At 53.5% G+C, this 19,021-nt stretch carries 14 protein-coding genes; 4 read left to right on the top strand and 10 right to left on the bottom strand.

The genetic code is table 11. The features are described 5' to 3' along the window. Positions 1-64: 64 nt before the first annotated feature. Positions 65-580, top strand: a complete 516-nt coding sequence (locus FBR45_RS00480) for a DUF6265 family protein (protein ID WP_394344350.1) — start codon at positions 65-67, stop codon at positions 578-580. 21 nt (positions 581-601) lie between these two features. Here the strand turns inward: FBR45_RS00480 and FBR45_RS00475 are convergent, their stop codons facing one another. Then, a complete protein-coding gene (locus FBR45_RS00475; protein WP_138498326.1) occupies positions 602-1,720 on the bottom strand; it encodes a DmpA family aminopeptidase in 1,119 nt (372 codons plus the stop codon). Positions 1,721-1,859: 139 nt separating this feature from the next. On the opposite strand from FBR45_RS00475, the gene FBR45_RS00470 reads away from it, so the two are divergent. Together FBR45_RS00470 and FBR45_RS00465 are read left to right on the top strand one after the other, a co-directional pair. Continuing rightward, positions 1,860-2,348 carry a VOC family protein gene (locus tag FBR45_RS00470; protein WP_138498324.1) on the top strand — a complete coding sequence of 163 codons (489 nt, stop codon included), beginning with the start codon at positions 1,860-1,862 and terminating at the stop codon, positions 2,346-2,348. Positions 2,349-2,520: 172 nt separating this feature from the next. Further along, on the top strand, positions 2,521-3,633 hold the full coding sequence (locus FBR45_RS00465; RefSeq protein ID WP_138498322.1) for an NHL repeat-containing protein: 1,113 nt from the start codon (positions 2,521-2,523) through the stop codon (positions 3,631-3,633). Between the two features lie 8 nt (positions 3,634-3,641). On the opposite strand, the gene FBR45_RS00460 is transcribed toward FBR45_RS00465, so the two are convergent. The 3 genes from FBR45_RS00460 to FBR45_RS00450 form a co-directional block, all read right to left on the bottom strand. Then, entirely contained in the window at positions 3,642-4,238 is a 597-nt protein-coding gene (locus FBR45_RS00460; RefSeq protein WP_138498320.1) for a 3-keto-disaccharide hydrolase, read from the bottom strand. A gap of 97 nt (positions 4,239-4,335) precedes the next feature. Beyond that, the gene (locus tag FBR45_RS00455) at positions 4,336-4,791 is read right to left on the bottom strand and encodes a hypothetical protein (protein ID WP_138498318.1); all 456 of its coding nucleotides are present in this window, start codon (positions 4,789-4,791) and stop codon (positions 4,336-4,338) included. 21 nt (positions 4,792-4,812) lie between these two features. Further along, positions 4,813-5,952, bottom strand: a complete 1,140-nt coding sequence (locus FBR45_RS00450; RefSeq protein ID WP_246082060.1) for a lactonase family protein — start codon at positions 5,950-5,952, stop codon at positions 4,813-4,815. A 315-nt stretch (positions 5,953-6,267) separates the two neighbouring features. Here FBR45_RS00450 and FBR45_RS00445 point away from each other — a divergent pair, with 315 nt between their 5' ends. Then, on the top strand, positions 6,268-7,149 hold the full coding sequence (locus tag FBR45_RS00445) for an OmpA family protein (RefSeq protein ID WP_077923689.1): 882 nt from the start codon (positions 6,268-6,270) through the stop codon (positions 7,147-7,149). 63 nt (positions 7,150-7,212) lie between these two features. Here the strand turns inward: FBR45_RS00445 and FBR45_RS00440 are convergent, their stop codons facing one another. The 6 genes from FBR45_RS00440 to rpoB form a co-directional block, all read right to left on the bottom strand. After that, the gene (locus FBR45_RS00440; RefSeq protein WP_138498316.1) at positions 7,213-8,082 is read right to left on the bottom strand and encodes an aldose 1-epimerase family protein; all 870 of its coding nucleotides are present in this window, start codon (positions 8,080-8,082) and stop codon (positions 7,213-7,215) included. Between the two features lie 244 nt (positions 8,083-8,326). Beyond that, positions 8,327-8,794 carry a 30S ribosomal protein S7 gene (rpsG, locus tag FBR45_RS00435; protein ID WP_077923687.1) on the bottom strand — a complete coding sequence of 156 codons (468 nt, stop codon included), beginning with the start codon at positions 8,792-8,794 and terminating at the stop codon, positions 8,327-8,329. 59 nt (positions 8,795-8,853) lie between these two features. Then, the gene (gene rpsL, locus FBR45_RS00430) at positions 8,854-9,276 is read right to left on the bottom strand and encodes a 30S ribosomal protein S12 (RefSeq protein ID WP_077923686.1); all 423 of its coding nucleotides are present in this window, start codon (positions 9,274-9,276) and stop codon (positions 8,854-8,856) included. A 181-nt stretch (positions 9,277-9,457) separates the two neighbouring features. Further along, positions 9,458-9,781 (bottom strand): DUF3467 domain-containing protein, encoded by a 324-nt coding sequence (locus FBR45_RS00425; protein ID WP_138498314.1) that lies wholly within the window; start codon positions 9,779-9,781, stop codon positions 9,458-9,460. Between the two features lie 641 nt (positions 9,782-10,422). Then, entirely contained in the window at positions 10,423-14,790 is a 4,368-nt protein-coding gene (gene rpoC / locus FBR45_RS00420) for a DNA-directed RNA polymerase subunit beta' (RefSeq protein ID WP_077923683.1), read from the bottom strand. A 136-nt stretch (positions 14,791-14,926) separates the two neighbouring features. Continuing rightward, positions 14,927-18,796 carry a DNA-directed RNA polymerase subunit beta gene (gene rpoB / locus FBR45_RS00415; protein ID WP_138498312.1) on the bottom strand — a complete coding sequence of 1,290 codons (3,870 nt, stop codon included), beginning with the start codon at positions 18,794-18,796 and terminating at the stop codon, positions 14,927-14,929. Between the last annotated feature and the right edge of the window lie 225 nt (positions 18,797-19,021).

Below are 19,021 nucleotides of genomic sequence, written 5' to 3'. Positions count from 1 at the left end.
TAGCAAACCGGCTCCCGCTGTCTTTATGAAGTCAACCACTATAAACCCTGGTTGTCCATTCCCCATGAACGACTTTCACCCCCGTATGCTCCTCGTCTTTTTTATCAGCTTCCTAATCAGCGGACCGAGTACCCAGGCGCAGACAGCGCCGACCAAACCGGGCACGCTGGCCGACATGGCATTGCTGGCAGGGCACTGGCAGGGTCGTTTCAATGATGGTCCGATCGAAGCCTCCTGGACAGCCCCGGCCGGGGATAATATTGTTGGCTACATCCGGATGATGAAAGATAACAAGGTAACGCTGTACGAACTCTTTGCTTTCGAGCAGACCGAGCGCGGCCCCGTTGCGCTGGTAAAACACTTCAAGCCGGGCCTGATCGGCGTTGAAGAAAAAGACAAGTCGGACCGCTACGGGTTCATCAGCGCCGAGAAAGACCGCGCCCTCTTCGAGAAAGAAGACGGCTCCATCCGAATTATCTACGAAAAGCGCGGGCCCGACCAACTCGTTATCCGGCGGGGCGAGTCGAAGAACGGCGCCTGGGCGTTTAGTGATCTGTTCGTGTTCAACCGCGTCCGATAAGCTAGGATCAGAGACGGCTCGCTACTTGATCTGACCGGCTTTTCGGAGAAGTTCAACCACCTTATCGACGGGCAGTGCCTCTACCCGGTGCCCCTGATGACCGCTAAGCGTCCGGGCCATAAACAGCGAGTTGATGATAGCCTCCTCAGTTGCTTCGATAGCTGCCATGAACAGGGGCGACGTAGCGTCGTTCCGCAGGAGTTTCACCTCATCGAAGTTGCTGGCCGTTTCGTGCGGAATCCGGTAGGCCGTTGACGCGGCAATGACGTAGTCGCCACTGCCGTTGGAAGCGATGCCACCCGTTTGGGCCAGCCCCATAAACGCCCGCTTGGCCAGTCGTTTCAGATTGCGGGCGTCGAGGGGCGCGTCGGTGAGCACCACCATCATACACGACCCGTCCAGCTTTTCCCGGTACGAATACTTACCCAGCTCAACGCCCACCGGTACGCCCCCGATCTGCAGCACACCGCCAAAATTGGTCTGGACCAGTACGCCCACGGTATAGCCCCCGAGCGAAGCTGGCAGCTTGCGCGATGCGGTACCGATACCGCCTTTGAAGCCGAAGCAAACCGTTCCGGTGCCCGCACCAACGTTGCCTTCTTCGATCGGTCCCGTTCTGGCGGTGCGCACGGCGTCGAGCACGTGCTGTTTACTGACATGCCGCCCCCGGATGTCGTTCAGAAAGCCATCGTTGGTTTCGCCCACCACCGGGTTGAGCGACTGGACCTGGGCGTTTCCGGGTTGTGCCAGCGTGTGGTCAATAACGGCATCGGCCGCGGTAGGTACATTCAGCGTATTGGTCAGGACGATGGGCGTTTCGAGCGTACCGAGCTCCTCGACCTGGCTATACCCGGTCAGCTTGCCGAACCCGTTGCCGATGTAGATAGCCGCCGGTACTTTCTGCTGGAACAGGTTCCCGTCATGGGGCAGGATAGCCGTAACCCCCGTTCTTACATGCTGGCCCTGCTGCAGGGTAACCTGACCCACCCGAACGCCGGGCACATCGGTAATTGCATTGAGGGGTCCCGTTGGCATAACCCCAAAGCGGATGCCGTACTCACGGGGTCGTTTGGCTGGCTGAGCCAGTGAGGTGCTTACCGATACAACAACAGTAACGAGGAACAGACAGGCGGTTTTCATGCTTAAAAATAAGCCTGAAGCGCACACAACCGACCAGCCATGCCGTTTATAAGCCGCGATTTTCGGCATAAACGGCCTGCTCTATTTTCGTGGGAACCACTTTATTGCCAACTTGGCATCTGATCTTTCCTGACTGATTATGACACCGTATACCATTCCTGCCCAGACCCGGATTGGGCATGTTCATCTTAAAGTGGCTGATCTGGAACGGTCGCTGGCTTTTTATCGGGACCTGCTGGGATTCTCGGTCACCCTGCTCTACGGCGATCAGGCTGCGTTCATCTCGGCCGGCGGTTATCATCACCACATCGGCCTCAATACCTGGTACAGCAAAGACGCTCCACCCGCGCCGACCCGTAGCGTCGGCCTGTTTCATACCGCTATTCTGTATCCAACCCGCCGGGATCTGGCCGTTGCGCTTAAACGACTCGTGGATGCGCGCTACCCGCTGACCGGTGCGTCGGACCATGGGGTATCGGAAGCGCTTTACCTGAACGACCCCGATCAGAATGGCGTAGAACTGTACTGGGATCGCCCCGTGGAGCAGTGGCCCCAGCGCCCCGATGGCTCGCTGGACATGTATACGCGCTCGCTCGACCTGAACAACCTGCTGGCCGAACTACGGTAGGCATTGCGCAGCCCGATTTCCCGGCTCAAGCCATAAATTCCAGCCCGAACCTACGCGCCGGTTGGCAGCAGCCCGGCCTTCAAAAACGCGTTGGAGACAGGAAGTAAGGGTTCGTAACATTTCAGGAATCAGCCGGTTGTACGAAGACAATTTGTATACTCAACGTGATTCTATGAAATACTATGTTATGCCCGCGCTACTGGGCCTCTGTCTGGCAGCGGGCTGTCAGCAAAAAGAAAACGCCAAAGGCGTGGATACGGGCAATCTGGACGGAGCTCAGGCTAAGGAGTCGATCTCGACCATCGGGAATCCGGTACTACTCTACACCCTGCCCGATAAATACAACACCCCCGATGGTATGGCGCTGGGCCCCGACGGTACTATCTATCTGTCGGTACCTAACCTGGCCGACAACAGCTCTCCCGGTGTGCTTGTTAAATTCGCGCCCGACTCAGTACAATTCGTCACCAATCTGCCCCCGCACCCCGATACGAAGCACGCAGCGCCGATGGACCTGGCCTTCGGTCCCGACGGGAATCTGTATTATGCCGAAAATCAGTACGAAAACGACAAGAACTTCAAATCGCGGCTGATGCGCATTCGGATGAAGGGCGGTACAGTACTGGGCGTCGATCCGGTCGTGACCGGGTTCGGGCTGGCCAATGCCGTTGTCTGGAAAGGCAATACCATTTACGTCACCGACAGCCAGTGGGACATGCCTGCCGACGATAAGGGCAGTGCCGTACTGAGCTTCACGCTCAACGAACTCAACCGGGGTGTGGTGGCTCTTAAGCCCAAAACAGCCGACTCGCATGTGCTGGCTACGTTTACGACCAGGGTGAACGAAACGGGAGTCGATAACGGCGCCGACGGACTTGATTACGACAGCCAGGGAAATCTGTATACGGGTAGTTTTGGCGACGGCACGCTGTACAAGATGACGCTCCGGCCCGATGGTAAACTGGCCTCGAAAGAAGTGGTGAACGTAAGCCAGCCTATTTCCTGCGTCGACGGTCTGATCGTAGACCGGAACACGAACATACTGTACCTGTGTAACTCCCGCGAAAATGCCATCCAGTCGGTCGATCTGGCAACGGGTCAGGTAACTACCCTTGTTCAGAATGGCGATACAGACGGGAAAGACGGGCGCATTGACCAGCCCGCCGAGGTTTTGCTAAAAGGAAACCGGCTGTACATCACCAACTTCGACAAGCCCGAAAAGAAATTCGTGAATACCAAAGCCGATGATGTACACACTATGTCCTATATCGATCTGCCGAAATAGGACAGGACCTACAGTTCTTTCAGCACCAGTTTGCGCCAGCGCACCTTGATGCCACCGCCGTCGTGGATTTGCAGGGCAATGGAGCCATTGGCCGCGCCGATTTTTTCGTCGTGCCGATCAACCATGGCCTTACCGTTGAGGAAGGTCTGTACGTGATCGCCCTCGACCCGGATGCGGAGCGTGTTCCACTCGCCGGGCTTGAGAATGTTTTCTTTTTCGGCGGGAATCTGCTCCAGCCAGCCCCGTCCGTAGGATTCGTATATGCCGCCGGTATCGTGATCTTTGGGCGCTACCTCCACCTGCCAGCCGCTGATCTTGGTGCCCTCGACGGTTGACCGAAAAAATACGCCACTGTTGCCATTGGCTTCCTGCTTGAACTGAACCGACAGGTCGAAGTTTTTGTAGAACTGCTCTGTAGCGAGGTAGCCATACTGTTTGTCAGGTCCGCTTTCGCAGACGAGTTCTCCGTTCTCGACATACCATTTTTCAGTGCCGTAAATTTTCCAGCCCGTCAGGTCTTTGCCGTTGAAGAGAACAACTTTTTTGGTTGGCATCGTGAACGCCAATACGGCCAATACGGCCCCCACTAACAGAAAACGTGTCATACAAATAGAATTGGTTAATAAAAAACGGTGTTGACCGAATCCGGATCGCAGCGCATCCGCTCATGCATCCGAATCTGGTCAACACAAAACTAAGCCATTATCGACAGTCTGTTTTTGTCAATACGTACCGATAGCCCTGATCCGGTGTTTTTAATACCCACTTGCCGCCTTCCTCGACCCGCTCACCTTCGCGCCACATGACGGAGTCGCCCTGCATCTCGAAGTCGATGAGATAAGGCTGGGTAACGCCTTCGCCCGAGCGTTGCCAGTCTGCTTTAATGATTTTGTTTACCATCGTGCCCTTGATCGAACCCCGTGCCTGGTCTTTTTCGTAAGGCATCACCACCAGTTCGCCCGTTACGTCTGAGCCGTTGATGGTCAGTTGCAGGGTAGTTGTATCCCGGCCTGTCACCTGCTGATAGCACTGGCTGGCGCCCAGGCCCGCGTCGTTAACCTGGGCAACGGTCGAGTCGGCAGCTGCCGATTCGGTTTTGCGGCCCGTACAGGCGTTTAGATTGACGATGGTAACGAGGAGTATGCCGAAGGTTCGCATAAAACGAGAGTTGAGCTGGGTTTACTGGCGAGCCATAATGACGCATACCGGCGCCGGAACCGACACCGATTGCCCTGTATAAGTCAGCTTGCCCGTCTGACGATCGCGCCGAAAAATGGTAATGTTATCCGTATCCTGGTTGGCTACGAACACAAAGTCGCCCTTCGGATCGATCAGGAAGTTACGCGGTGTTTTCCCTTCAACGGGCTGATCAGCCACTTTTGTCAGTTTCCCGTCGGTCCCGATTGAAAAAATAGCCAGGGTGTTGGCGCCCCGGTTCGACTGATACAGAAACTTTCCTGAGGGGTCGATATGAATATCGGCGCTGGTATTGTTACCGCTGAAGCCCTGGGGCAGCGTTGGTATGCCATCCTGGATCAGTGTAAGGGCCCCGGTTTTAGCATCGCGGCTGAATACCGCTACCGACGATATCATTTCCTCGACCAGATACGCATACCGGCCGTTGGGGTGAAACGTGAAATGGCGCGGGCCGGAGCCGGGTTTAACCGTTACGAAGGGCGTTTGCGCGGGCTTCACCGTGCCGGCTTTCAGGTCAGGGGCAAAGATGTGAAGCTTGTCAGTACCCAGATCCGCTACATAGACGAACCGATTGTCGGGCGCTATGGTAGCTGAGTGAACGTGCGCTTTCTCCTGCCGTTTGGGGTCGGGCCCGGTACCGGTGTTCTGCACACTATCGGTCGGGGCGCTCAGGGTTCCATCGGCCTTGATAGGTAATACGGCCAGGCTTCCTCCGCCGTAGTTTGAGACAAAAGCAGTTTTTCCGGTCTGGTCGATGCTGATGTGGCAGGGTCCCTTACCCAGCGACGACTGGCTATTAACGTACGTAAGCTTCCCCGTTGCGCGGTCGACCTGGTAGCTACTCACGGCCCCGGTCGGCCCCGCATCGGCGGCTTCGTTGACCGAGTAGAGAAACTGACCCGACGGGTGCAGCGCCAGAAAAGAAGGGCTCTTTGTATTCGATACCGACTGCACGGGCTGCATAGTGCCGGTCTGCCGATCAAAGCTGAACACATAAATTCCTTCACTACCACGAACGGAGTAAGTACCGACGTACATAATCTCCCGGCTGCCTGACTGTGCCATAAGAACGGAGCCTGTACTGGCCAGTAAACCAGCCAGGCAAAGTAAGTGTCTAATCATGATTCTGAGAAAAAGGTATCTGCAAAAGTCAGCATTGCCGGCAAACTACCAACATCTTTTAGTAAATGGCCTGCTGGCTGACTGGCAGACGCTTCGGCTGAGCGGCCATGTCTACGGCTTTAGCTTACCCAGTGCGTTCTGCAAAAAAGTTGTAGACACATGAGGAAAATTTTGAGCTGATTTCTTTTAGATAAAAATGATGTGTTAACATGGTTAATCAGAATCACTTACTTTTGTAGGATGATTTGCGTGTTAACCCGATTGATACCAGTCAAACCTAACTTTTCGTTCTTCGATAAAACTCCACTTACTAGCATGAAACGAGTACTGATTCTTTTTGCGGCCGTAGCTATGCTGTCGTCCTGCAACAGTAAGAAGCGGCTGGCCGAAATCAAATCTCTTCAGGAAGCCCGTGACAAAGCTGTTGCTTCGCTCAACGACTGCGACCAGCGTACAGCCGACCTGCGCAACCAGCTGTCGGCCAAAGACAACGACTTGCAGGGGAAAGATAAACAACTGGGCGATCTGCAGGCTCAGGTCGATTACCTGAAACGGACCAACACCAACCTGCTCGACCGGATGTCAGATCTGTCAATCGTGAGCAAGTCGGGCGCTGAGAGTATCCGTAAATCGCTCGAGACCCTGAACGAACAGACCAAGTACGTTAATAACCTGAACACCAGCATGCAGCGGAAAGATTCGCTGAACCTGGCCCTGGTTATGAGCCTCAAACGCTCACTCGACGACATCAACGACCAGGATGTACAGGTTGAAGTGAAGAAAGGTGTTGTTTACGTGTCGATCTCAGACAAGCTCCTGTTCAAGTCGGGTAGCTACGACATCACTCCCAAAGCCGAAACGGTACTGGGTAAAGTGGCCAAAGTAGTGAACGACCACAAAGAACTCGATATCCTGGTAGAAGGTCATACGGATATCGTACCCATCTCGACGGCGTCGATCAAAGACAACTGGGACTTGAGCGCGCTGCGGGCTACTTCGGTTGTTCGTACGCTGCAAAGCAAGTTTGGTGTTCAGCCCGAGCGGATGACCGCCGGTGGTCGTTCGGAATACTCGCCCAAGGATGACAACACAACATCGGTTGGTCGCCAGCAAAACCGCCGGACCGAAATCATCATCACCCCCAAACTCGATCAGTTCTTCAATCTGCTGTCGAGCGGCCAGGCTGGTGGTAAGTAAGTAGTTGCCGATGCATACAAAAAGGGCCAGACACGAGTCTGGCCCTTTTTGTATGCACGTATTTTACTGAATACGAATCGTAAAGCTGGCGTCGAATACGCGCCCCGGCTCAACCTGCTGAATAGCCTCTTTCTGCTCGATAGGCACTGGCGAACCTTCGCTGTCGGCACACCCTAGCCAAGGCTCGATGCACACGAAGGGCGCGCCCGGTTTGGCCCACAGCCCCAGATACAGGAATTCGGGGAAGGTTACTATTACGGCCTGCTCGTGCTTATCCGTCCGGATAGCAACCTGCCGGGAACGTATGTTCTTAAATACCAGCGCATCCTGATCAAACAAATGCGCAGTCAGCGGGAGCCGGTTACCGTTCGTGGCCACTGGTTCCGTCTCGCCTGTAAAAAAGCCACCTGCCGATAGCCGGTGCGTTTCCAAGGCTTCAGCCTGATCAAACTCGATGAAATAATCTTCATAGGCCTCGTTGGCCCGGAACGGAACGGCAAAAGCCGGGTGTGCTCCGACAGAGAAGAAAACCGTTTTCTGGTCCTCGTTCACTACCCGGTAGGTAATGGTCAACTGCGGCCCCTCCAGTTCGTAGATGATCTGGAACAGAAATTCGTACGGGTACACGGCCCGGGTTTTATCGTCGGCCCGCAGCGAAAAAATAGCGTGTGCGTCAGACGATTCGGTCGTTTCAAAGACCGTATGCCGCGCAAACCCGTGCCGCTCTGTCGGATAAGCCTGCCCATCGATCAGAAGTTGGTTATTCAGGCAGCCTCCGACTACCGGAAACAGGTTGGGGCCGTGCCATGGCCAGACGGTCGGATCAGCCTGCCAGAGGTGCTCAGTGGCCGTTGGTTTATGAAGGATAGACGTCAGTTCAGCCCCTTTAGGGCGAATAGATATCCGTATGTGGTCGTTTTCGAGGGTTGTCATACGGCCAAAAATAAGCAAAGCCGTCTAAGCATATCTCGCTGCTCTGATCTTTATCTACCGAATTGAGGATATGGTCTGCATAGAGTTGCTGCGATCCAGAGCAACAGACCCGTTGTATTTGCGGAAACAAGCCGAATCGTTCCAGCTGATGCACTTGTAACTGGTGGCAGGTACTATCTTTAAAACAGGACAGGCTCCCCAACTGGAGAGCCTGTCTGCGGAAAGAACTGTATGTATTGACTTATTAGAACCGGAAGTGCGAGAACGCCTTGTTGGCCTCAGCCATGCGGTGCGTATCGTCTTTCTTTTTCACAGCAGCACCTTCACCTTTCGAAGCGGCTACGATTTCGGCTGCGAGCCGGTCAACCATTGTCTTCTCACCCCGTGAACGAGCATACCGGATCAGCCATTTCATGCCTACCGCGACCTTCCGGTCTGCCCGTACTTCGGTCGGCACCTGGAAGGTAGCCCCACCCACACGACGACTTTTCACCTCTACCGATGGCATGACGTTGTTCAACGCCTTTTTCCAGGTATCCAGTCCGCTTTCGCTGGTGCGCTTGGCAACCACATCGAGAGCATCGTAGAAGATTGAGTACGCCAGGCTTTTCTTGCCTTCGTACATCAGATTATTAACAAATTTGGTTACCAGTACTTCCTTATACTTAGGATCGGGCAGTACGTAACGCTTGGGCGGTTTCGCCTTTCTCATGATTGCTTCAGATTTTTGATCTTACTCTGCCGTAGTCTTTCAACGGGCAGTCGGATTAATTACTTTTTCTTTCCTTTTGCCGGAGCACCTTTACCAGCAGGAGCCTGACCTGGTTTCGGACGCTTGGCACCGTATTTCGACCGGCTCTGCAGACGGCCGCTCACGCCGGCCGTATCAAGGGCACCGCGTACAATGTGGTAACGAACACCCGGTAAATCTTTTACCCGGCCACCGCGGATCAGCACGATCGAGTGCTCCTGCAGGTTGTGACCTTCGCCCGGAATGTAGGCGTTGACTTCTTTCTGGTTCGTCAGACGAACCCGGGCAACTTTCCGAAGAGCCGAGTTTGGCTTTTTCGGCGTCGTTGTGTACACACGCGTACACACGCCCCGACGTTGTGGGCAGGCGTCCAAAGCTGGTGATTTCGACTTATCTACCAGTTTCTCACGCCCTTTACGCACCAATTGTTGTATGGTAGGCATTCTTTGATTTGTTTACGAAAAACAGTCTTCCCGAAATTTGAGGTGCAAAGATACGGATAAGCAGTTGAACGCCAAAGCAGAAGACGAAAAGATTTCAGCAATCCGGACCGGATTCACGCTGCCGAAACTCGACGAACGGCTCGCTGCAACTATCGGACAGCCAGTCTTATAGACCCGCTGATCAGGCCTGACCAACCGGTCCGCTAAAACCGCCACCCGGGAACCGGAATGTATCAGTCGGCTCGTTGATACCGCCGTAGGCTTCCTCGAACCGATTGATGTTTTCCCGGAGTGCGTCAAGGAGCCGCTTGGCGTGTTCGGGCGTCAAAATGATGCGTGCTTTAACCTTAGCCTTGGGTACGCCGGGCATGAGCCGGATAAAATCAAGGATAAATTCGCTATTGGAGTGAGCAATCATGGCCAGATTGGCGTATACGCCTTCGGCAATTTCCTCACTGAGTTCAACATCTATGGTACCTTCGGAATTTTGCTGCTGTGTATTCATACGGATAAATCGTTTTCCAAAAATACAGCTTTCAATAAAGAAAGCCGCCCTAAACGGGTTCGTTTAGGGCGGCTTTCTTTTCGTCTCTTTCAAAGCTAACCACCCCCAGGGTCTTCGACCACTGACGGTGGTTGCAGCACTTATAATGGCTACAGTCAATATTCAGCCACCTAAAAAAAGCCCCCCAACCATGTCGACTGGGACGGCTCTTCGATTCAGGCGCATTTAACCCCCTACTGGCCTGAAATTAATTTCAGCGCCTTACCATAGTAGTGTCTACTGATAAGCTGACAGAGGCAAAACGCTGTCAGGCAGGCAATAGCCCAGTATAGCCACCGTTGGCTTTGAAAAAACCAGCCACCTTCTTTTCGGAGCTGAATGGCTAAACTGGCTGCTACCAAAATCAGCGAAGCTAAATACAAATAGACAGACCTGTTTGTGCGGAACAGTACTTCCTTAAAAAAAGAAGACATGCAGGAATAAGTTGAGCCAGAACAAGGACAGTCCGGCCATTCTCAAGCTTCTAGGCAGTTTTGGTAGGGTCACGGTACAGAAAAGTTAGCTTAAAAACGCACGTATCTGACGGCAAAAAAAATCCCCGGTCAGCCATGACCGGGGATTTTAACTTTATAAGCTTATGCCTATACCGTTGCTTTCTTCTTCGTACGGGCAAACTGCTCGCGCGATTCGGTCAGCGTTTCGAGTTCTTCTTTAGAGCCAACAATCGCGTTCTGGTACCGGCGGATACCCGTACCAGCCGGGATCAGGTGACCTACGATTACGTTCTCTTTCAGTCCTTCGAGCGTATCCATTTTACCGCGGATCGACGCTTCGCTCAACACCTTGGTCGTTTCCTGGAAGGAAGCGGCCGAGATGAAGCTATCTGTACCCAGCGACGATTGCGTGATACCCATCAGCGTGGGCTGCGACACGGCGGCCATAGCGTCACGAACGGTCACCAGCGCGAGGTCGCGACGCTTCAGACTCGAGTTCTCATCGCGAAGCTGACGGCTCGTTACAATCATACCCGGTTTAAAGTTGACCGAGTCACCAGCGTCCATCACGACTTTTGCATCAAGCATCTTGTCGTTCTCTTCGCGGAAGGCCCACTTGTCAACAACCTGTCCTTCGAGGAAGTTGGTATCGCCCGAGTCGATGATCTCCACTTTCTGCATCATCTGCCGAACAATGGCTTCGATGTGCTTATCGTTGATCTTCACCCCTTGCAGGCGGTATACTTCCTGAATTTCGTTCACCAGATACTCCTGAACGGCGGTTGGCCCTTTGATGGCCAGAATATCGCTCGGCGTAATAGCGCCGTCCGACAGCGGTGCCCCGGCCCGTACGAAGTCATTGTCCTGTACCAGGATAAACTTCGACAGCGGTACGAGATACTTCTTCTTCGTGCCGTCTTTCGACTCGATGAAGATTTCGCGGTTACCGCGCTTGATGGTTCCGTAGGTTACTACGCCATCGATTTCGCTCACCACGGCTGGGTTAGACGGGTTACGGGCTTCGAACAATTCCGTTACCCGTGGCAGACCACCGGTAATATCGCGGGTTTTACCTACGTTACGCGGGATCTTGGCCAGTGGCTGACCGGCTTTAATTTTCTGCCCTGGTTTTACGACCAGACGCGACCCTACCGGCAGGTTGTAACTCTTCTGGAAGAGTCCGCCTTCGATATCGGCCAGGTGTAGCGACAGGGTGGTTGTTCCCTGAACCACGATAGCCGGGTTCTTCGCCTTGTCGCGGCTTTCGATGATAACCATCTCCTGGAAGCCAGTCTGTTCGTCAAACTCTTCCCGATAGGTAATACCATCTTCGATTGCATCGAACGTCAGCGTACCAGTCAGCTCCGACAGGATAACGGCGTTGTAGGGATCCCAGGCGCAGATATCGTCGCCTTTCTTCACTATATCGCCATCTTTCACCCGCAGGAACGCCCCGTACGGTACGTTGTTGCTGATCAGAACTACGTTGCGGTCGTTCGGATTAACGATCCGGATCTCGCCCGAGCGGCCCATAACGACCGTTTGCGGGTTGCCTTCCGAATCTTCCGACTCTACCGTACGCATCTCTTCAAACTCGATCAGACCGTCGAATTTCGCTTTGATCGACGCATCGACCGCGATGTTCGACGCCGTACCACCCACGTGGAAAGTACGGAGGGTCAGCTGTGTACCCGGCTCACCAATCGACTGCGAGGCAATAACACCAACCGCTTCGCCGATGTCAACCATACGGCCCGAGGCCAGGTTGCGACCGTAGCACTTGGCGCAAACACCCTGCCGCGATTCGCAGGTCAGTACTGAGCGGATTTCAACCGTTTCGATGCTCGTTTCGTCAATCTGAGCCGCTACTTCTTCCGTAATCAGCTCACCCGATCCAACGATCAGCAGCGGTTTACCATCTTCGCCTTTCAGCAGCGGATCGTAGATGTCGTGTACGGTTGTACGACCCAGAATCCGTTCTGACAGCGGCTCAACGATATCTTCGTTATCTTTCAGCGCCGACACTTGCAGACCACGGAGGGTACCACAGTCGTCTTCGCTGATAATTACGTCCTGAGCTACGTCGTGCAGACGACGGGTCAGGTAACCGGCATCAGCCGTTTTCAGGGCTGTATCGGCCAGACCTTTCCGGGCACCGTGGGTCGAGATAAAGTACTCGAGTACGTCGAGACCTTCTTTGAAGTTCGACAGAATCGGGTTTTCAATGATCTCACCAACCGAACCCTGCAGGTTTTTCTGCGGCTTGGCCATCAGACCCCGCATACCGCCCAGCTGACGAATCTGCTCCCGCGAACCACGTGCGCCCGAGTGCATCATCATGTAGATCGAGTTGAACCCGCCCTGATCAGCTTCGAGCTGTTTCATCAGCGTTTCGGTCAGGCGCGAGTTAACCCGCGTCCAGATATCGATAACCTGGTTGTAACGCTCGTTTTCCGTAATCAGACCCATCAGGTAGTTATCCCAGACGCTCTGTACTTCGGCTTTGGCTTCTTCAACGAGTCCCTGCTTAGCTTCGGGAATCATGACGTCGCTCAAACCAATCGACAGACCACCCCGGAACGCCATCTGGAAACCGAGTTCTTTAATCTCATCCAGGAACTGCGCCGTCCGCGCACCACCCGAAATCTTGAAGATAAGCGCAATAATCTGTTGCAGCTTTTTCTTCGTCAGCAGTTCGTTGATGTAGCCAACTTCTTCCGGTACGGCCTGGTTGAACAACAACCGGCCCGCCACGGTGTCAATGACTTTATAAACCAGCTCGCCGTTCTCGTCCCGAACTTTCACCCGGCATTTGATATTGGCGTGCTTGGAAACTTTTCCTTCGTTAATGCCGATGATTACCTCTTCGGCACCGTAGAACGTCATGCCTTCGCCCGCAATGGGGTACTCAGGAATGCTCTTGCGACCTTTCGTTACATAATACAGACCGAGTACCATGTCCTGCGACGGTACCGTAATCGGAGCGCCGTTGGCTGGGTTCAGAATGTTATGCGAGGCCAGCATCAGCAGCGACGCTTCCAGAACGGCTTCCTGCCCCAGCGGCACGTGAACGGCCATCTGGTCACCGTCAAAGTCAGCGTTGAAAGCCGTACAGACGAGTGGGTGCAGCTGGATAGCTTTACCTTCGATCAGTTTGGGCTGGAATGCCTGGATACCCAATCGGTGCAGCGTTGGAGCCCGGTTCAGCAGTACGGGATGCCCTTTCAGCACGTTTTCCAGAATATCCCAGATAACAGGGTCTTTCCGGTCAACGATTTTCTTGGCCGACTTCACTGTTTTGACGATACCCCGCTCAATCAGCTTCCGGATTACAAACGGCTTGAATAACTCAGCCGCCATGTCTTTCGGCAGACCGCACTCATGCAGTTTCAGCTCGGGACCAACCACGATAACCGAACGACCCGAATAGTCGACACGCTTACCGAGCAGGTTTTGACGGAAACGGCCCTGTTTACCTTTCAGCATGTCAGACAGCGACTTCAGAGCCCGGTTACCTTCCGAACGAACGGCGTTTACTTTCCGCGAGTTGTCGAACAGCGAATCGACCGCTTCCTGCAGCATCCGCTTTTCGTTACGCAGAATTACCTCCGGCGCTTTGATTTCGATCAGGCGCTTCAGACGGTTGTTCCGGATAATTACCCGGCGATACAGGTCATTCAGGTCAGAGGTAGCAAACCGACCACCATCCAGTGGGACGAGTGGGCGCAGTTCGGGCGGGATAACCGGTACCATCTTGATCACCATCCACTCGGGGCGGTTCTCAATACGGCCGTTGGCTTCCCGGAATGCCTCTACTACTTTAAGACGCTTCAGGGCTTCGGCCTTCCGCTGCTGCGACGTGTCGGTAGCCGCTGCGTGGCGCAGCTGATACGACAGTTCGTCCAGTTGCAGACGCGACAGCAACATCTCCAGCGCTTCGGCCCCCATCTTGGCGATGAATTTGTTCGGGTCCTTGTCGTCCAGGTGCTGGTTGCTGCTCGGCAGCTTGTCCATGATGTCGAGGTATTCATCCTCGGTCAGAAAGTCAAGCTGATTGATACCGTCTTCGGCTTTTACGCCGGGTTGAACAACTACATAGCGCTCGTAATAGATAACCTGGTCGAGCTTCTTGGTCGAGAGCCCCAGCAGATATCCGATTTTGTTGGGCAGCGAGCGGAAATACCAGATGTGCGCAACCGGCACAACCAGTTCGATGTGACCCATACGCTCCCGGCGAACCTTTTTCTCGGTTACCTCAACACCACAACGGTCACAGATAATGCCTTTGTAACGAATCCGCTTGTATTTACCGCAGTGACATTCCCAGTCTTTTACCGGTCCGAAGATGCGCTCGCAGAACAAGCCACCCATCTCGGGTTTGTACGTCCGGTAGTTGATGGTTTCCGGCTGTGTCACTTCGCCGTAGGAACTCTCCAAAATAGACTCCGGCGACGCCAGACTGATTGTCACGCTGGCAAAGTCGCTGTTGAGTTTCTTGTTCTTTTTGAACGACATTGGTTGGAGATTTAATTAGTGGAGTTTACAGTTTTCTGTTTACTGCCTTCAGTTGGCCAATACAGGACACGTCTTGTATCGACCAACTGAAAACTGTTCCGGCGACCCGGCGAATACCGCAAACTGAAAACGTTTTTTACTCAAGTGTAATTTCAAGAGCCAGACCGCGTAACTCGTGAACAAGTACGTTGAACGACTCAGGAATGTTTGGCTTCGGCAAGTTCTCCCCTTTCACGATGGCTTCGTATGCCTTGGCCCGGCCTACAACGTCATCCGATTTAACGGTTAGAATCTCCTGCAGGATGTTTGAAGCGCCGAATGCTTCCAGCGCCCATACTTCCATCTCTCCGAAACGCTGACCACCAAACTGCGCCTTACCACCCAGCGGCTGCTGCGTAATGAGCGAGTAGGGGCCGATCGAACGGGCGTGCATCTTATCGTCAACCAGGTGACCGAGTTTGAGCATGTAGATGATTCCCACGGTTACCGGCTGATCGAAACGCTCGCCGGTCAGACCGTTGTACAGATACGTACGGCCGAATGAGGGCAGGCCTGCTTCGTTAAGCTCGTCGGCCACCTGCTGCTCCGTAGCTCCGTCGAAAATCGGCGTAGCGTACTTACGATCCAGCTTCTGACCAGCCCAGGCCAATACCGTTTCATAAATCTGGCCCAGGTTCATCCGGCTAGGTACCCCAAGCGGGTTCAGCACGATATCTACTTTGGTACCATCTTCCAGGAACGGCATGTCTTCGTCGCGGACAATCCGGGCAACAACCCCTTTGTTTCCGTGACGACCGGCCATCTTATCCCCTACTTTCAGCTTCCGCTTCTTGGCGATATAGACCTTAGCCAGTTTCACGATACCTGCCGGCAGCTCGTCGCCTACTTCAAGCGTAAAGCGTTCGCGTTTGAACCGGCCCGTAATTTCGCTCCGACGGTTGTTATAGTTCTTCACCAGCGATACGATCATCTGGTTCAGTTTGTCATCTTCTGTCCAGCCGTCGAGGTTGATATCCGAAAGCAGGTTCGCTTCTTCAGGAACGGCATAGCCACTCTCGTCGCGATACGGGTTTTTGTCGGGGAAGAGGTTATCCGTAATGTTCTTGCGGCTGAACTTCACACCCTTGCTCACGACCTCATCGCCGAACTTATGCTTCACACCCTGGCTGGTTTTACCATCCAGCAGTGTCACGATCTTATCAATCATGCGGGCGCGGAAATCGGTCAGTTCACGACCGTATTTCTTCATCAGCGCTTTCACCTCGTCTTTGTGCTTACCCCGGTCTTCTTTGGCCGGACGAGCGAACAGCTTGGTGTCGATCACGACGCCTTTCAGCGACGGCGGTGCTTTCTTCGAGGCATCCTTAACATCGCCGGCTTTATCACCGAAGATGGCCCGTAGTAGTTTTTCTTCCGGTGTCGGATCGCTTTCTCCTTTCGGGGTAATTTTACCGATCAGAATGTCACCTTCTTTCACCTCCGTACCGACGCGTACAATACCGTTCTCGTCGAGATTACGAACCGTTTCTTCGCTCACGTTCGGGATCTCAGAAGTCAGTTCTTCTTCGCCCCGCTTGGTGTCGCGAACTTCCAGTTCAAACTCTTCGATGTGGATCGACGTGAAAATATCTTCGCGCACAACCCGCTCCGAGATCACGATAGCATCCTCAAAGTTGTATCCCTGCCAGGGCATGAACGCAACTTTCATATTCCGGCCAAGCGCCAGTTCACCCGCCTGCGTAGCGTAGCCTTCGCAGAGAACATCCCCTTTCTTCACCTTCTGGCCTTTCAAAACCGTCGGCTTAATATTGATGCAGGTGTCCTGGTTGGTTCGGCGGAACTTGATGAGATTGTAGGTCTTCCGATCTTCGTCGAACGTAACAGCCATCTGATCTTCATCCAGGCTGTAGCGAACCACAATTTTCGTCGAATCAACAAACTCGATAACGCCATCGGCTTCGGCAATCACCAGTGTCCGGGAGTCAACAGCCACCCGGCCTTCCAGACCCGTACCGACGATAGGTGCTTCGGGACGGAGAAGCGGAACGGCCTGACGCTGCATGTTCGATCCCATCAGGGCGCGGTTAGCATCGTCGTGCTCAAGGAACGGAATCATCGAAGCAGCTACCGAAACAATCTGGTTCGGCGCAATATCCATGAACGTCACGTTGGCAGGCTCTGCCATCGGGAAGTCACCCTCGAAACGGGCCTTGAGCCGGTCGACCATGAAATTACCTTTCTTGTCGATGCCTGCGTTGGCCTGAGCTATATAGTGTGTATCTTCTTCTTCGGCAGTCAGGTACATGACGGGTTTATCCATCGATACCTTACCGTTCTCAATAATCCGGTACGGCGTCTCAATAAAGCCCATGCTGTTGATTTTAGCATAGACACAGAGCGACGAGATCAGACCGATGTTCGGACCTTCCGGAGTTTCGATAGTACACAGACGCCCGTAGTGGGTATAGTGTACGTCACGAACCTCGAAACCGGCCCGCTCGCGGCTCAGACCACCCGGCCCCAGTGCCGACATCCGACGCTTGTGCGTCACTTCGGCCAGCGGGTTGGTTTGGTCCATGAACTGCGACAGCTGGTTCGTACCGAAGAACGAGTTAATGACCGAAGACAACGTACGGGCGTTGATGAGGTCAACGGGTTTGAAGTCCTCGTTGTCACGCACGTTCATCCGCTCCTTGATGGTACGGGCCATCCGTGCCAGACCAACGCCAAACTGCGCATACAACTGCTCCCCTACCGTCCGTACACGCCGGTTGCTGAGGTGGTCAATATCATCGACAACGGCTTTCGAGTTGATCAGACCAATTAGGTACTTCACAATCGAGACAATGTCTTCGGTGGTCAGTACCTTCATGTCCGACGAAATATCGAGACCAAGCTTCTTGTTGATCCGGTAACGGCCAACATCGCCAAGATCGTAACGCTTGTCTGAGAAGAACAGGCTCTGGATGATCTCACGAGCCGTTTGCTCATCAGGCGCATCGGCATTCCGCAACTGCCGGTAGATTTGCTCCACAGCCTCTTTCTCGGAGTTGGAGCTATCTTTTTGCAGGGTGTTATAAATGATATTGTAATCGGCCATGTTCATGTCCTCCTTGTGCAGGATGACCGACTTCTGGCCCGAGTCCGTTATCGTATCAATGTCATCGACCGAGATGGCTGAATCGCGCTCGAGAAGCACCTCGTTCCGGCTGATCGATACTACCTCCCCGGTGTCTTCGTCAACGAAGTCTTCCGTCCAGGTCCGCAGAACCCGGGCAGCTAACCGGCGACCGATCGCTTTCTTCAGGTTGGCGGGCGTAGCCGGCACTTCTTCCGACAGACCAAACAGGTCGAGAATGTCTTTGTCCGAACCAAACCCAATAGCACGCAGCAACGTTGTAACCGGAAATTTCTTTTTCCGGTCAATGTAGGCATACATGACATTATTTACATCGGTCGAGAATTCAATCCAGGACCCTTTAAAAGGAATAATCCGGGCTGAATACAATTTGGTACCATTTGTGTGTTTACTCATAGAGAAGAACACACCTGGCGACCGGTGCAGCTGCGAAACAATCACTCGCTCCGCTCCGTTAATGACGAACGAGCCTTTCTCGGTCATGTACGGAATGTTACCCAGGAACACTTCCTGCTCGATTGTCTCAAAATCCTCGTTGTCAGGATCGTTGTTCGACAGGCGGAGTTTGGCCTTGAGTGGCACCGAATAGGTTAATCCCCGGTCAATCGACTCATCGACCGAATACTTGGGCGGGTCGACGGAGTAATCGATAAACTCCAGCTTGAAGTTTTCGCGGGAGTCGGAGATGGGGAAATTTTCCTGAAAAACTTTGAACAGCCCTTCTTCCGACCGTTGGTTGGAGGGGGTGTCAAGTTGGAAAAAATCTTTGAAAGACTTAACTTGGATATCTAAGAAATCAGGATACCCAATCACTGGCTGAATCGTCGCAAAATTTTTGCGCGTACTGATTTTCGCGTTTGTAGCCAAGATTGTACTCTGTTTAGTTGCGTAACCGATTCTCAATGAGCTCGTTGTGTGGTTTTACAACGGCATGTATAGTAGACGGCTATTCAGACCCCGGGTGTCACCCGACCTAAGGGGCGTAAATAGACAACGTAAGGCAATAAGAATAAGTTTGTCTTTTGCAAGGGCACAGACAAAAATTCTCCAAACAGGAAAAGACCAGATGTTAAACCTGGCCTCCCCTGCTTG

Origin of the sequence: Spirosoma lacussanchae (genome assembly GCF_005870035.1) — a bacterium.
GTDB lineage: Bacteria > Bacteroidota > Bacteroidia > Cytophagales > Spirosomataceae > Spirosoma > Spirosoma lacussanchae.
Note: the sequence above shows the minus strand (reverse complement) of the source record. Positions and strands in the feature narration are given on the sequence as shown.